The sequence below is a fragment of the Mycoplasmopsis columboralis genome (genome assembly GCF_900660675.1).
GTDB classification, from domain to species: domain Bacteria; phylum Bacillota_I; class Bacilli_A; order Mycoplasmatales; family Metamycoplasmataceae; genus Mycoplasmopsis; species Mycoplasmopsis columboralis.
Genome location: NZ_LR215039.1, coordinates 518,122 through 535,117, shown reverse-complemented (window position 1 = coordinate 535,117; position 16,996 = coordinate 518,122). Strand labels below are relative to the sequence as shown.

Genomic DNA, 16,996 nt, shown 5'->3' with positions numbered 1-16,996 from the left:
TCAGTACGATTGTAGCGTGCATTATTAGCATTTATTTGATTGTATATTTAGTGAAACTAATTATTAAGCGAAAAGTGCACAAATACGAATTTATTCAAAAAATGAGAAAGGAAAGGGGGTAAGTTTGGAACAGCTAAAACTTTACAATTGATACAGTAAAGAATTTGAACCTGTTGTATCTGAAAGCGGCAAAACACTTAAAGCGTATAAACACATAGCTAAAGTCAAAGGGCAACGTATGTTAGCAGATTTGAATTTTCAACAAAAAGTTGAAAAAGATCTGTTTTTAAGAGCAAAAAGTAAATTAGAAGCAAATTTAAAACGCGAGCTTTCAAGTCATCGAGTTGCGTATATCAATAAAGTTAAAGTCTTAAAAGAACAATATAAAAACTTGAATTTTGCTCGCTCCTTTGAAGACTTTATTAATTTTGAATTAGCTAAATTGAAAAGTAGAAAAAAAGAACTACATTTGTATGCTAAAGATTTTCAAAAATCTCTCAAAGATACTGGTGACTCTTTAGAAGTGAAAGAACAATTGCTTTTAAAACTTAAACAAGAAACAAAATTTGAAGAAGAAAAACTTTTCGAATCTTACAAACTTTTTAAACGTTCAATTAAAAGTAGATATGCCAATGAATTTATTTCTCCGCATTCAAGGGAACAGCAATTGATAATTAAAGATTTTGTTAAAAAAATTGAAAAAAAATTAGCTTATTTTCAAAGTAAACAACAAGAGTATTATCAAGAATATCTTAACAAGCATCAAGCACTCAAAAAACAATACAAAGTTGAAAAAGCCGATATTAAGCTTGATTATAAACAAAGAATTTTAAAATCAGAATATGAGTACAATGAAAAATATATCACTCATAAAGAAGAGATTTTAGAAAAGAAAAAAGCTTTTTATGAAAAAATAAATCAGCATAAAAACGAGATCAAAAACAGCGAGAAACAGCATCAAGATGCTTTAAAAATAATTAAACAAACTTCAACTCAAAAAATTAATGCATTAAAAAAACAATATCAAATCCAACTTAAAAACTTAAATGAGTTAATCTCAGAATCAAATCAAAAAGATATTTATTACTTACTTGAAAATCTTTTGGAATTAAATCATATCGATGAGAGTAATTTTGAAAGAGTTGTAGATAGTTTTAATGATGAACAACAAATTACATTTAACGTAATTAAAAATAAAGTGGCTTCATCAAGTAACAAAATTAGAGTTAAAAGAGTTATTAAATACTTTTACAAAGGACAATTTTTAACTCAAAAAGGAAATCTTTTAAAAACACACACCTATAATGGACATTTTGATATTGAAGCAGGAAAAGCGTATAGTGCTTTATCAAGTGATGCCAATAAAACTCGATTAAAATTTCTTTTGGAAGAGTGTCAAACTCTTGCTCAAAAGAAAATTATGCAAACTAGAAATTTAGTTAAACAAGAAAAAGTAAATCTTAAAAAGCAAGCTTCAAATGCTAAAGCAGAATATAAAAATGCTTTAAAAGAAACACAAAACAAGCTTAAATCAAAACAAATTTCTAAACAAGCTTATAAAAATTTAAAAATCGAAAATAAAATTGCTTACAAAGAAGCAATTAATGATATTAAATTAAACAACGAAGTTTCAAGAATCAAAAATACTTTGTGAACTTTATATTTTAGACGTAAAGCCGAAGAAAAAATTGATTATAAAATTTTTGAAAGTAAGATCAACGAAGCTCAAAAATCAATTCCAACTGAATGCATTAAAAACATCAGTATTTGAGCTACATTGCTAGGATTTATTCTACCAGGTCTATCAGAATTAATTTGATTTAAACAGTATGCCAAAGGAGCGGTAATGCTTGCCTTTTCGGCGCTATTTTACTTAGGATTTATTCCATTCTCTTTTGGATTGTATTGAAGTAAAATCGGTGGAGTATTTGGATTAATTGATCTTGGAGCCGATATTAGGAATATCGATCAAGGGGTGTTACCAGATGCTAGATACTACCTTTTTGGAGGAGTTGTATCAATTATTTTGCTTGTTTTTGCGCTAGCATATTTTAGTATTTCTGCCATTGGAGCACGTAGAGTAGCTATTGCATTAGAACATGGATTACGACCAAGTAATTGATCTTCAACTAAACGTTGACTTAATACCAGCGGTTTTCCCTGAATGATTTCCCTTTTTGGGTGAGTATTAATGGTTTTTGTGGTGGCTACACCTGTTATTACCTCAATTTTAATTTCGTTTACTGATTTTGGATACTTACATGATCCAGTGACTCAAAAAGTATCATGAGTTGGACTTAAACAATGAGGGCTATGATGAATTTTTAGAGAAAATCGTTTAATCACCTCTTTATTTAGAGTTTTCTCATGAACAATTGTGTGAACTATTTTTTCAACACTTTTACCAATTGCGCTTGGGATTGCAATTGCCATTTTAGTAAATAATAACCGTTTAAAAGGTAAAAAAATATTCCGTTTGATTTATATTATTCCATGAGCTATTCCTGTTTTTATTACTGTAACATTTTTTAAAAACTCTTTTGCTGGTGGAGATAGTGGATATTTCAACTCGATTTTTATGGCTCTTGGCTTAATTGATAAGCCAATTAACTGATTGTTTGATAATGTACTTAGAGTTCGGATTTTAGTGATTTTAGTACAAACTTGAATTTCGTATGCTTGAATTTTCATGTTGGTTACAGGTAATTTACAATCAATTCCACGTGATATTTATGAGGCAGGTTCAATTGATGGAGCCAAAGGTCGACAATTATTTTGATATTTGACTATTCCACAATTGCTTATGATGATTGCTCCAATGCTTATTGGACAATTTGTGGGAGCGTTTAATAACTTTACTACCATAAGCTTATTCACCGGTGGAGGTCCTGAATATTTAGATGCAACTGTCTTTAAAGAAGGAACAACTGATATTATTATTTCTTGAGTGTTTAAAATTGCCCAAGGAGCAATTAAAATCGAAAGTGACCAAGCTTTTGCAGCAGCTTTAACCACACTTGCTTCATTAATAACCATTTCAGTATCTGCACGTGGATTTATTAAAAGTATTACAAGGAGAGATTAATTATGACTGAATCAAAGTTTTTTAAACCAATTCACACCAAAATTAAAACTACTCCTAAGACAAAAATTAAAAAAAGAATTACTTTTAATGAATCGGACACTAAAGCCCCAACTCCAATGGAAATTGCTTGATTGTTTGTTAATTATTTGGTATTAATTTTTTGAGCCATTATCATTTTATTCCCTGTTTTTTCACTCATTACAGCTTCATTTAATGTTAATAATCCTCGGATTATTGCCATTACTCCGTTTAAATTTGGTTTTGATAACTTCACTTATTTATTTACTAGTCCAAGAAGTTTATTTGGAACTTGATATAAAAACACTTTAATTATTGCTACTTTGACAATGGTACTTGCTACCACAGGAGTGGCGCTGAATGCTTATGCATACTCACGCTTTAAATTTTCTGGTTCAAAATATTCTTTAGCAATTATTATGTTGCTACAAATGATTCCAGCCACTTCTTCATTAATTACCTTATTTATTATTGTTAAAATGGGTACTAGTTTGGGAGTAAATCCAATTTACATGCTTATTATCATTTACACTGGAGGAGCTATATCATCAAACACTTTTATGCTCAAAAGTTATTTGGATACCGTTTCTCAAGAACTTGATGATTCAGGTAAAGTTGATGGATGTACTAACTGAGGGTTATTTTTCAAAATCTTACTTCCGGTAATTCGTCCTGCCCTAATTATGGTGGCATTATGATCATTTTTAATTCCATTTACTGATGTTATTTTGCCTCGTTTTGTTCTTTATGAAAACGAATCTAAAACATTAGCTATAGGACTTTTAACCTTAATTGAAACAGAACCAAAACACATTCACTATGGAGCGTATTTAGCAGGATCGCTACTTGCTTCAATTCCAGCCTTTTCACTATTTATGTACTTACAAAGATTTATTGTTGGTGGACTTTCAGAAGGAGCAGTTAAAGGATAATTATGTTTAAAAGAAACAAAAACAACTTACAATCAAATCATGAACAAGAAGAGTTCAACTTTGAGCAAATTGATTTAGATAAAATGATTACTGAACTTGGTGAAGTTACCAACACAAATAATGGTGCTCACATTAAGTTGGTGAATTTATCTAAAAAATATGAAGGAAACGAAAAATACACTCTTAAGGATATTAATTTAGAAATTAAACCGGGTTCATTTTGTATTTTTCTTGGACCTAGTGGTTGCGGGAAAACCACACTTTTAAGAATGATCGCAGGTCTTAACTCAATTACTTCTGGTGATTTATTGTTTAACAACAAAAGATACAATAACTTATTACCAAATGAAAGAAACATCGCGATGGTCTTTCAATCATATGCTTTATACCCTCATATGAACGTATATAACAATATTTCATTTGGATTAAGAATTGCCAAAGAAAGAAAAGATATTATCGATCGTAGAGTTAAAGATGTTGCTAGAATTTTAAAAATTGAAGATTATTTATATCGTAAACCGAGAGATCTTTCTGGAGGACAAAGACAAAGGGTCGCTATTGGAAGAGCTATTTCACGGAAACCACTTGTGTTTTTAATGGATGAACCACTTTCAAATTTGGATGCTAAATTGCGTGAAAGCATGCGTAGAGAAATCGTTTCAATTCATAGAATGCTTAAAACAACAAGTATTTACGTTACTCATGATCAACTTGAAGCTATGACAATGGGTGATCAAATTGTGGTTTTTAATGACGGATCAATTCAACAAAGTGGCAGCGGAAGAGAACTTTATTTTAAACCAGCAAACTTGTTTGTGGCCAAATTTATTGGTTCTCCGACAATGAATACTTTTGATGCTGTATATAGCAACGGAAAAATCACTTCAGTTGATAAAAGCTTGTCTTTAGCCGTTAGTGAAAGTGATGCAAAATTGCTTGAAGAAGGTCAAGAAGTGGTTGTTGGTTTTAGAAGTGAAGATATTAAAATCTCTAAAGATTCAAACTCTCACTTAACTGATGCAATTGTTTTTAATATCGAATTAATTGGAAAAGATCAATTGGTGTTAGCTAAACTCAATGAAGAGTTAGAATTTATCATCACTGCTTCAAATAATGAAGAATACAAACTTTATCAAAATATTCAATTGACTTTTGATGTTTCAAGAATGCATATTTTTGATAAGCAAACTCAAAAAAGAATTAACTAATGAATTTATTTAGAAGCTATAAATCACGGAAAATACTAGTTTTAAGTGTAATTGTCTTAAGCGTTGTTATTTTAATTTTATTAAGCTTGCTTATTAAAACTTTCTTTGATAGAATCGTTTATGAACAAGAATGACTTAAAAGCAATTTAAGCAAAGAACTTACTGGTCTTAGTGATGCGCAAGTACAAGCTATCATAGAAAAACGTTCAACTAGTATTCAATTAAGAACTATCTTTTTGAGTTTAATTTCAACAGCTATATCAGCAATTGCGTTAGTGCTAATTTTAAGTATTGTGTCAATTTATGGTCTTTTGAGCAATTTATTTAATGGATCAAAATTATTACAAATATCTACATATTTTGCATTAATTGCATTTGTGATGCTATTCTTTTTAGTAGCATTACAACCAACTGAATTAACAATTTCCACAACCATTCAACTGCAAGGTCCGGATGGAAGTTTAATTAATGTTAATGATATTACTGCAAGCAATAAAATCAACTATACTTCTGCTTGAATTTGTTTATTTGCAAGTTTCACAGTTATGATTATCATTATCGTTTCTCGTTTAAAATATGGATTTTTAACCAAAGATATTATTTTGAACAAAAAATTCAAAGCATTAAAAAATGAGCAGCACTAAATTGTGCTGCTTTTCTAATTTAAAATTTGATACATGAAAGAAATTAGGTGGTAAAAGAATTTACATCTTTAAGCAATAAAATTATACACCAGAAAATCACCAAAAGTAAAAAAGTTCAAAAAAATATACGAAAATTAGCTTGCATACAAAATATGATGCAAACCCCTTCTCGTGCGTGATCACACGCACCCGTATGCTTTTAAGCAAGAAAAAGTGCTGTCAAGTTTAACTTACCGTTAAAAGCACTCTTAAATTCATTTACTTATAGTAAATGGAATTCAAATTTTCTTGTATGCACTACAAAAAAATTTGTATGCAAAAATTGATTTTGTATGCATTTTTGTAAGCAAAGGTATTTTTTTGAAGTTTTAATATATGTAATATATTAGTTTATTTTAGTTTTTACATACAAAAACGGACACCTTAACAAAATCAAAAAAATTTAGTGATTTAAAATAGCAAAAATTAAAGATTTAAGATCAAAGTTTTTTAATAGAAATAACTCGCTTTTTAAATAAAAATCAAATTTTCGTTATTTTTAATGTTCATTAAAAGCAAGTTTTTAAAGCATTCATTACCATAAATTGCAAACTTTCTTTTACATATTTTTTTCACATAATGAGATATGAAAGCTTCTGTATGTGAACCAATATTGAATTCATTTTCGTAATTTACAATAGCTGTTTCATTGCTTTTTAAATACTTGTAAAAATCTTTAAGTTCTTGAATTTTTGTTGAAGATATTTGATCTTTTCGTTTTGCAAATTCTTCTTCTAATAGTGAAATAGCTTGTTGTCATTTTCCTTTTATTATCAATAACTTAGAAAATCTATACAAAGTTATTTTGTTTTGTTGTAAAAAATCAATAAATAAAGCTTTATTTTTAGTGTTGTATTTAGAAAAACCACATAGCATAAAGAGCTTTCTTGTTAAGTGAAAAAGATCTAAAATATATGTTGAATTTAATAACTTAGCAAGACCTTTCATATATCTTGCTCCGTCTCCATAAAAGATAATTTGCTTGATTTGATCTCCATAATGTTTGTAAATTAATAATCTAATTTTGAAGTAAAGTTCGTGTAAAGAGCTGTTATTTTTATCAACAATTGTGTCTTGAATAATGACAGTTTTATTAGTTAAATTATTAAATTTATCTTTTCCTGTATGACAAACAATTGTTCTTAATCTGTGTTTGACAATTTTGTTATTTTTGTCTCTAAAATAAGAAAATGTATCATCTACTTCAACATATAAAATGTTTTTATGAATGATATTTTCTGCTGTAAAATTCACTTTATTTTCAACTTTTCGTGAGTTTAAAATTGTTGAAACATATTGTCTAGTGATAGCTTTGTTTAAATGATTTTGAGCTATTGAACGATTTGAAACACCATCAAGTTTAAGCATAAAGACTTTGTTTTCTAAGTCTTCACAAATGTTTTTATACTTTGGTATTTTCAAAACTGGGTTGTCAAAATAACGAATTTTTCTGTTTTTATCTCTATATTTAATCTTCTGAAGAAGTAATATACCATACGAAGTCTTAACTTTTCTAGTAATTCTTGAATGAATATTTCACCTTTTTTCTTTCCTTTCTTTTGAGAGTGAAAAAGCAATTTCTTCGTTATAAAACTCCTTTTGAATAAGGTTAACTATTAATTTATTTGGATCATTTTGCATATAAAAATTATAAAAAAAGAACTCAAAATGAGTTCTAATTATTACATTTGCATTTCAAATTCTTTGTCTTTTTTCTTGATTTTATTGTTTTTACGATATTTCTTACATATCAAATCTCAGTCGTTTTTATTATGTTTTATATATTCTTGAAAATCTTCTTTACTTGCGTTTTCTAAATCTTCAAAGATAAAACCTAAGTGGTCTAAAAAATGATCTATGTCTATACCTTCCATATATTTTTCTTCATCAAATTTAAAAGTAGAAATTATAATTTTACTTTCTGGTTGCATAGTTTTTTTATTAATTTCAATTCTTTGATATGTTATGTCGTAATTAAACTTATTATCTGTAAAGTTGTCTATAAGAAGATCTACGATATTTCTTGCATCTTCATAATTAAGGTTGTTTATCTCTTCAAATTCTCTATCTTTATACAATAAATCAAATTCTTCTGTGTCCATTACCATTATATTTGTTGTATCAACTCAGTCGTTTTGCTTTCGTTTTGGGTTTGACAATTCATATTCAAAAGGTAATTTCTTTCTATCTTTTTTTGCTGAACGCATATTTAAATAGAAAGTATATTCTCCATAATGAAATACAATTAAAGGTCTATTGCTTGTTGACTTTGCATTCGTTCCATCATAAAATTTACGCTTTATAATAAGATCTCCCTTAGTGTCAAACGAAATAGTTTCAATGTTTTTGGAAACTTCATTTTTTTGTCTTTTTCACACTTTATTTATCATATTTTTTCTCCTTTGCTACAAATAAATTATATTACTTAGGTTTAGTTCCGAATTTAGTTTTAATTGCTCATATAATAAATAAAACTAAAATTGCTGTTCCGCCGATTACTCCAAAACTTATTCCTACTTTTTCTTGTTGTGTTAGCGTTTCTTTTTTAGTGTTATTTGGGTTTTCTGAGTTGTTGTTTTTATCTGTTTTTCTAACATCTACAAAACCATCTTCTCATTCATTTTTAGCGGTTTCTTCTTCGTTTTTATTACCAAAATCACTATTTTTAGATTTATCAAGTTTGTCTTTCAACTCTTGTAATTGCTCTTTTGTATACTTGTTTTTTTCTTTGTTTAAAGTTAAATCTGTTTCAGTTATACTTATCAAATCATTTGTAATTTTAACTATTTTAGTTCCCTTTAAAATGTTATTTAAAGGTCTTAATTTTAAATTAATTGTATTTATTTTATTTGGAGTGAGCAATTTTTCTAACTCTGATACATTTTCAATTGTTAAATAATCATTAAAATTTATTCTATAAGCTCTAAGATCATTATCAATGTTTTTTATAATCTCTGAGTAAAGTTCCTTAAATGTTGTGATTTGTTTTAGTTCAATATTTGATATTGAATAATTGATCAAATTAACATTAGAAGGTATAAAATTGTTCTTTACAGCATTAGTTAGTGATATTCTTCTTCTACCAACTAAATTGTTATTTGTTGTATTAATTGAGTTTAAATATAAATCAAAATAAATTGGATCTTTGAATGAGCTTACAACTTTAATTGCGTTTTTAACTACATTATCAAAGTTTTCAATATCAAAATCTATTTTGTATTTGTATTGTTTGTTAATAGCGTTTTCTATTGCTTTTAAAATAATATTTTTTGCTTTCAAAAAGTCTGTTTCTCCATTTAAATTTAAATTTGTTAAATTAAAATTGCTAAAAATATTTATATATTTGTTTTCTAAATTTACAAAGATATCGTTTAAATCAACATAAATAAATTGCTTTTCTCTACTGATAAAATAATTATTTTGATAACTTCTTTTAACATTAAATTCAAATCTTAAAACATTATTAAATGGTATTGTAATATCAAAGTTTACTTTATCTGAATCATTAAAATCTAACAAACGAACCCGATCAATATTTGCTACAATATCTTGAATATCAAAAGCAGTTTCAGTAATAGAACTTAAATAAGATCCATTAATAGAAGGAGTTATTTCTACTTTTTGTGTTGTATTTTCAAACTCAACATCTTCTTTTCATTTCACAGCAACATTTCAAACTGATTTTTTTATTGTGAAAAGAGAATTAAATGATTCTTCTTTAAAATAAAACGAATAAACTATTTCATTATTTTTACTTTCTACATCAAAATCAATTTTATCTTTTGCTTTTTCTGCAATTACAGCATATTGTTCTCAATGTTGTTTGTTGTATTTGCTAAAATCTTTTTCACTTATTGTTTTAGCAAATTCTTTTAATTGGTCTTCTTGAACAAACGGAGTGAGTGTTATTTTGTCTTTTGGTGAAATGATAGAATTATCGCTAATTTTTTTACCGTGAATATAAGAATTATCTTCTTCATTATCTTCATTTCCGTAAACAAATTTATATGTTGAAGAGACATAAATTTTTCAAAAATTAATTACTTCTTCATATTTTAATGAACTCAATTTTTGTTCTGAAACATAGTTATTATCAAGTAAAAATTTAGCTAAATTTTTACCGTGATATGAACTTCAAAATGGTATTACAGAAGGGTTTGAATAAACTTGCGAAAATAATGCAGAAGGTTCATTTTTACCGATTAAAAACAGTTTGTAAGTATCAATATTACCTTTATCTCTAATGGTATACATTCAAAGACCCGAACTTGAAAAATAATCGTTTTCATTTTTGGAGATGCTTATTTTATTACCGCTTGAAGAAGTGTTAGTGCTATTATCTATATTAGTATCAAAAGTGCTATCTTGTAAATTTGAACTAATAAAAAATCTTTTTGCTTGTTCAATTTCTGAATTTGAAGATACATTTATTCCTTTTCCAACAACTGATCCTTGTGCAATAAAACCAAGCTCTATATCAAATAAATCACCATTTAAAAGAGTTGGTCTTCCAAGATCGTTTATATGTATAAAATTACCTTGTTTGTCTCTTGGATCTTGTAAAAAGCGTGTATCTTCGGGTAAGTTAAATTTAGAATAATTCACCCATAAAATTTCTTCTTTTGTTCCAGTTTTGGGGTTGATTAACGGATCGTATTTAGAGTTTGGTATTTTATTGTTATTTTGATCTAATAAATATTCTCCATTTTCTTTTTTTAAATATGGTTCAATTAACTCTCTTTGCTTTGGATCGATTTCAGGGTTTCAAGCGTATCATTTACCTTGCAAATCATTTCCAAGGGAGTTAACAATTAAAATAACTTTATAACGAGATATGACATTTTCATTGGTTTCGTTAACATTTGATTTGTCATATTTTAAAATTTCTATTTCATATTTGTTTGTTTGTTCATTGTCGTTATCTTTATTATTTGAACTATCTTTGTTTTGTTTGGTTGTGTTTCTTAAATCTTTTAAGTCATATTCAAATTTACGATCTAAAACATCAATTTTATTTGAATTAATGAGTAAAACTTCATCTTCTCTAAGAGTTGTTAAAAATCTAATTTTAGCGGGAGCGTGATAAATTCAAGTTCCCCCATATTCATTACTTAGTTCTTTATCATTATCAATTCTAATTGGTTTATCAACTACAAGTTTTCTGCTATAAGGTTAAGTAATATCAACGAATTTGCTTGGTATAATTCTTAATCTATTTGCTAAATTTTTATTAGCAAATTTATTAGTATTTTGAAAGTAGATATCAATATTATCTTTAAGTAATATTTTTTCTCACTTTTGAACTTGTGGGTTGTAAAATTCATATCAAAAACGGACTTTTTTATTATCAGAATAAATTTCGTATTTTAGAGATGCTCTATAAGCTTGTTCAAGTTGATTTTTATTTTCTAATGAGTAATACTTTTGGAAAAAATCACTATTTTTTAGTTTGTTTTCAAAGTATTCTTTATTGCTTTTATCATCACTAGCAACTTTATTATCTGTTAGTCCATAAGTTGCTCCAACATCAGTTTGTATTGTTAATGATTTAAGATTTTTAAGATCAGAATTGTTAAAATCTCGCTCAACATTTTTCATATGTGAGATAAAATCACCTGTTTGTTGAAATTTTTGTGAATGTTCATATTGAATTTCAATATTAGCTTTTACATTTGTAATTTTTGCATTTCCGTTTCTTTGAGAAAATTCTCAACTATGAGTTAATAAAACATTTAAATCAAAGCTAATTGTCATATGTTTTAATTTGACATCATTGATCATAGAAGGGTATTTTAAACTCGCATATTTTCTTTTATTGAGTTCGTTTTTAAGATTATTTATAAAACTTAAATCAAAAATGTCTGTTATGTCTTTTTCAGTATATGAAACTACATTATCATAAAAATCACTTTTAGCTATTAGAAACTTAATATTTTGAGTTTTCAATGTATTTATTCAATTTGAACTTGATTCTACATTAGATAAATCAATTATGATTTTTGCAACATTTTTGTAATTGTTTTTTCAAGTTTTATCATCATCACTTGTAAAATAAAGAAGTTCAGGATCGTTAATAAGATTTTCTTCTTCTTGTGTGAGAAATTCTCCTTGATGAGCATATAAGTTAGAAAGCGTGTTTTCATAAGTGTGATTATTTATTATTGCTTTTGCACCTACCATAACATCTTTTACATTTGGGTATCAATTGATTTCTTTGTATATAATTTTAGAAAAACTTATTGTGTTAAGTGTTGTGCTTTCTTGATTTACTCTATTATAAATATCATTAAAGGTTAAATATTCACTATTATTGTTATTATTACTTGTAATAAAAGAAATAAGCGGTAATGCACCACCAGATACACCACCGACTAATAATAAAGATTTAATTCATTTTGTCTTTGTTTTCATAAAACTCCTTTAAAGCAAAGTTGTTATTTTGAGTATCTAAAACATCTTTATAAGTTTGATTTAATTTTTGATCAACTTGATTATCTTTTATGGTAATTACTTTTAGTTTTTCATTTAACTCTAAATACAAGTCGTTTCTAGCTTGTTTGAAAGCTAAATCATCAATATAAATTTCACTGTTTAAATCATCTAAATTCACATCATTTGGATCTATTTTGGTAAAAAGTATTTTCATAATTGCTGTTAATTTCTTGTTCAGCAAATCAATTTGTTTATTTTGATGTTCGCTGTATGCTTTAATTTTGTCATTTAAAGGTTTTGTTTGCACATAAACTGCTTTTCTAAAATAGTAATGCATACGCTCTTTAATTGAATCTAAATAAACATTTTCTTGCTCTCTTTTAATATGAGAGATTATAATGTCATTTAAAACAGTATTTAAGCTTTCACCGCTCCTTTGAACTTTGTTTTTAAAATTATTAAATAAATTTGCATCTTCAATTGATCTAAATCTTCCACTGTATCTGATACTTATTTCTTTTTGTTGTTTGTGTTTTTTAAGAACACTTCTTATTTCATTAGTAGTTGCTTTTATATTAGTCATAAATTCTTAGATCTCCTTTGTCAAAAAATAGTCGTTTCTCTTCTTGATTATAATAAGCATCAAACGCAATTTTTTCGCTACTATCAACAATTAAAATACCTTGACCTACCGATGCAAATGCTAAAAAGTTTTGTTCAAGCTCTGATAAACCACCAGAGTTTTTAAACAATTTATTAATTTCATTAATAGTTTCAGATTTACATTTAAGTAATACTGAATATTGACAGTTTTCCAAAATAGCTTGACCCTTTTGAATGATGTTTTGAGTTTTAGTAAAATCTTGTGGGTTTTGAGTTGTTATGATAGTTCCACAATTGAACTTTCTTCCTTCTTTAACAGTTGTAAAAATAAAATCTAGTGTTGATTCGTTTCGTTCATCAATGAACATATGAGCTTCATCAATTAAAATTCAAATCTTAGAATTATCTTTGTTTTCACGGTTTGATATTAAACCTTGAATAAACGAAATAATTAAGTAAAACGCACCATTAAATAATTCAGAACTAGATTTCATTAAAGCAGAAGTATCAAAAATAATTGCATTAGAACTTAAATCAACATTGGTTGTTTTGTTATACAAATGATAATATTGACCTTTTTCTTGAAAGTCCACTTTTAAGTGTTTTAATACTTTTGATATTTCAGGACTTGGTTCTTCTTCTTCAAGTTCATTAATGAGATCGCTCATAATTGGGTATTGATCATTGCTCAAAGTGCTTAAATCTTGATCAATGTCTTTAAAGTGTTTTTCTCAAACTTTTCTAATAGCACTTCTTAGTAAAATAATATGGTCTTCATTAAAATGCGGGTAAATAATCTTAAATCATTTCATTAAAGCATTTTCATTTAAAGTGAGCAATTCGCTGTTGCGTGTTAAGATGCTTAATGAAGAATCAGGGTTGAAAATTTTTCTAATTTGTAAAGGGTTAAATGCAACATCAGCATTTGTTCCTAAATTAATTTTGACAGCTCCAAGTTGCATTAAACTTTTAGAATATTCGCTCTGTGGATCTAACACAATAACTTTGTCTTTTTTAGCAATTTTAGGAGCAATTAGCTTTTTAGCAAATGTGCTTTTTCCACTACCGCTTGTTCCTAAAATAAACATATTAAAGTTATTTCTTCTTCCGTTATTTATTCCTTGATCAAAGAAAATTGGACTGTTCCCGTTGTAATTTGAATTACCAATTATTGAAAAGAACTTATCATTAAAATATTGATTATGAAACACCCAAGCAAACCCAATGTTAGTTGAAAGTTGTTCAGTATATTCTTTGAGCATATCTGTATTTTTAAATAACATAGCTGAATATGCATCAAATTGTCTGTATTTTAAGTTGTTTACAACTCCTTTTCAAGATTTTATATTTTCTTCATTTTCTTTTTGTTGTGCTTTTAAATCTTCTAAATTAAAAGCTCTGTTTACTAAAATAAATGAACTTTCAAAGAGTTGATCTTCACCAGACACAAGCGATTCGCTAAGCTCATTTAAAGCATCTTGATCTTTTGTAATTTTTCTCTTCTTGTATCTATTTTGAACTTCTTCTTTTATTTCTTCAAGGTTTTGTTCTGCTCTATTTAATATTCTCTCTTTGTGTTTTTCTGAAACTGGGTTTAAACTTCAAATAATCATTGAGTTTGATTTAAAAGTGTCAATAATTCAACTTTGTTTGAGTCTTAAAGGGTATTCACTAATGGTTTGTATTGAATTAAAGACATTATCAGTTTTAAAGTAATTTTTCTTAAAGAGAACTTTATCAAAAGCAAAAATTTCATTTAAGTTGTTCTTGTCTAACATATCTATCAATTCTTCTTCGCTAAATTCATTTCCGAAACGATAAACTTTATTTAACATTTTCAAAAAGTCTAATTTACTAAGCATCTTTGAAAAGATTTCAGTTTGAAAAAGTCTTGCTTGTAAATTTTTTATACCGTGATAAAGTTCATTTTTGTTGCTTGATACCATCACGACATAATATTTATCTACTTTTTCATAAGTATCAAGAGTTTCTAAATCGCTTTTTCAAGCGTTTTTTAGTGCTTGCATATTTTCATCAACTTTGAGTGTTTCAAGCGATTTAATATTTTCTTCAAGTGAAACAAATTCTGGTATCTTTACAATAAATATCTTGTCATTTAAGTTAGCAAAAGCTTGTGTTAGTTTTTGATAATATACTTCTTGTTCTTCAAATTTATTAATAGTAATATCTTTCCCGAAGACTTCTAATGCAAGAGCATATGAAGTGTTGTCTTTACTTAAAGAAAGCTTTAAAAAATTATCTTCAAAATTCTTTAAGTTAAGTAGAGTTTTAGTATTAAAGTTTCCTAATTTATTTTTAGTAAACAATTTTTGTCTGAGTAAATGAACTAGCATTCTATAAATTACTAAATAAATTCTGGTTTTGTGTTTTGGTTCTTTTAGTATTAACAAACCACCCAAAGAAACAATTATAACTCCTACAACAAGTTTAGTTATTAGACTTCCGATTTGATGAACAGCAAAAACTGTTATTAAAATTACAGATATTAAAATTGTTATATCAATAACATTAAGTCCCCTTAAAGAAAATTGTTTATATTTTCTTAACTTATTTGTTTGTAATTTCATTTATTTTCCTTTATTTTGTAAGCTTGATTTGTAATTGTTTTTAAGCTCGTATTTTGCTTTGTCTCTTGCATCAATTTCATTCATTTTACTTTGAGCTTTTGTAATGATGCTGTTTTTTTGATCTTCAGTAATTTTGTTTTTAGCAAATTGTTTTTCAGCACGAGCTATTTTATGTTCGTTTCAAGCATATTGTTGAGATCTTAAATAATCTTCACCTTTACCGATTAAACCCCCACGCACTTTATATTGATGCGATGGTATATTGTTTTCTTTAATGTTTGCTTTGTGTTGTGCAAGTTGTTGTTTGTATTGTAATTTTGAGATATTACCGCTTTGAAGATTTGCTTTTAAAATACCTTTTCCTACATCAACACCAAACGCACCTGCTTTTAATGCAGTAGCACCTTTTGCTAAACCACCTACTGCTCCGTGAGCTAGACCAACAGCGGTTCCAGCACTACTTGCAACTTGAATACCAGTTCTGAACATATCTTTTGCAATTCTAAACCCAGATTTGACAGACTGTCTTTGTCCAAAAAGATCGCTAATATCTCCAATTAAAAGTTCAATTCCACCAAGTGATCCAAGCAGTAAAATAATTTTTAAAGCTCCACCTAAGATTAAACTATCTTCCGTGAAGATATCAACACGGTTCATAAAACCTATAAACAAAATAAAGATATTTAATGCAAGCATATATGAAACAATTGTTGTAAGTTTTGAATAAAACATAACTTTTCATTTGTTATACACCGCATCTTCATCATATAAACGAAAGACATTTACAAGCGGGTATATAAAGAATAAAGCACTTGCACTCATTATTTGCGAAACAAGAGAACTTGCAATTGATATAACTTGAAAAAGCATCATACAACCTACAACTGCAACAATAATTACAACAACAATAGAAGGTTGCTCTGAAACTGGGAAAGAATAACGATAATTATTTTGAGCTATTGTATTTCAAGTTTCTTCGCTAATATCGCTTGGTTTAAGTGATACAAAAGTATTTTTAGCAAAATCAAACCCATTTTGTGCATTTGTTCCAAAAAATGCTATTTGCAATAATTCTTGAAGTAAAGATAAAAAGAACATCACAAAAAACGCAAATAAAGGGTATAGTATAAATGAACCTAGCACAGGTAATATTTTTCTTGCTGTTTGTGAGACTTTTTTATCTACATCTTTTCCTTTTAAATAATGTTTAGTCAAACCAAAAATTGCTAAAAAAGCAAAAGATAATAAAGCAATTAGAAAAATTAAATAATATACACGATTAACTTGTAAAACTCCGTTTTCATATGCATTTTCACCATATAAAAAACTAATTAATAATTGAATTCCGATCTTTTGAAAAATCACAGATATTTAAGACAAAATGTTATATGGTATAGTAATAAATATGTCTCATAAAATAGCTAGCAAAGGGTATAAAATCAAGTTA

At 27.2% G+C, this 16,996-nt stretch carries 9 protein-coding genes and 1 pseudogene; 4 read left to right on the top strand and 6 right to left on the bottom strand.

What is annotated here, in order from left to right:
- Positions 1-124: 124 nt before the first annotated feature.
- Genes EXC45_RS02080 through EXC45_RS02065 form a run of 4 tightly spaced genes read left to right on the top strand, consistent with a single transcriptional unit; the run spans position 125 to position 5,887 of the window.
- A complete protein-coding gene (locus tag EXC45_RS02080; protein WP_036434870.1) occupies positions 125-3,085 on the top strand; it encodes an ABC transporter permease subunit in 2,961 nt (986 codons plus the stop codon).
- A gap of 2 nt (positions 3,086-3,087) precedes the next feature.
- A complete protein-coding gene (locus tag EXC45_RS02075; RefSeq protein WP_036434871.1) occupies positions 3,088-4,035 on the top strand; it encodes a sugar ABC transporter permease in 948 nt (315 codons plus the stop codon).
- Between the two features lie 2 nt (positions 4,036-4,037).
- Positions 4,038-5,243: an ABC transporter ATP-binding protein gene (locus tag EXC45_RS02070; RefSeq protein ID WP_051616983.1), complete on the top strand. Its 1,206-nt coding sequence runs from the start codon at positions 4,038-4,040 to the stop codon at positions 5,241-5,243.
- Positions 5,243-5,887, top strand: coding sequence for a hypothetical protein (locus EXC45_RS02065; protein WP_036434876.1), 645 nt, complete (start codon positions 5,243-5,245; stop codon positions 5,885-5,887). Before EXC45_RS02070 ends, EXC45_RS02065 begins: the two co-directional genes overlap by 1 nt.
- Before the next feature lie 510 nt (positions 5,888-6,397).
- On the opposite strand, the gene EXC45_RS02060 is transcribed toward EXC45_RS02065, so the two are convergent.
- The 6 genes and pseudogenes from EXC45_RS02060 to EXC45_RS02030 all read right to left on the bottom strand — a co-directional run bounded on the left by EXC45_RS02060 (position 6,398) and on the right by EXC45_RS02030 (position 16,914).
- Positions 6,398-7,567 carry an Mbov_0401 family ICE element transposase-like protein gene (locus tag EXC45_RS02060; protein WP_129693776.1) on the bottom strand — a complete coding sequence of 390 codons (1,170 nt, stop codon included), beginning with the start codon at positions 7,565-7,567 and terminating at the stop codon, positions 6,398-6,400.
- A gap of 41 nt (positions 7,568-7,608) precedes the next feature.
- Positions 7,609-8,316: an Mbov_0400 family ICE element protein gene (locus EXC45_RS02055; RefSeq protein WP_036435237.1), complete on the bottom strand. Its 708-nt coding sequence runs from the start codon at positions 8,314-8,316 to the stop codon at positions 7,609-7,611.
- 31 nt (positions 8,317-8,347) lie between these two features.
- Positions 8,348-12,337, bottom strand: a pseudogene (locus tag EXC45_RS04130) (Mbov_0399 family ICE element protein).
- Positions 12,312-12,941: an Mbov_0398 family ICE element protein gene (locus EXC45_RS02040; RefSeq protein WP_129693773.1), complete on the bottom strand. Its 630-nt coding sequence runs from the start codon at positions 12,939-12,941 to the stop codon at positions 12,312-12,314. The pseudogene EXC45_RS04130 and the gene EXC45_RS02040 overlap by 26 nt, the downstream one beginning before the upstream one ends.
- Positions 12,934-15,549, bottom strand: coding sequence for an Mbov_0397 family ICE element conjugal transfer ATPase (locus EXC45_RS02035; RefSeq protein ID WP_129693772.1), 2,616 nt, complete (start codon positions 15,547-15,549; stop codon positions 12,934-12,936). The genes EXC45_RS02040 and EXC45_RS02035 overlap by 8 nt, the downstream gene beginning before the upstream one ends.
- Positions 15,550-16,914 carry an Mbov_0396 family ICE element transmembrane protein gene (locus EXC45_RS02030; RefSeq protein WP_129693771.1) on the bottom strand — a complete coding sequence of 455 codons (1,365 nt, stop codon included), beginning with the start codon at positions 16,912-16,914 and terminating at the stop codon, positions 15,550-15,552. It lies immediately after the preceding gene.
- Positions 16,915-16,996 lie beyond the last annotated feature (82 nt).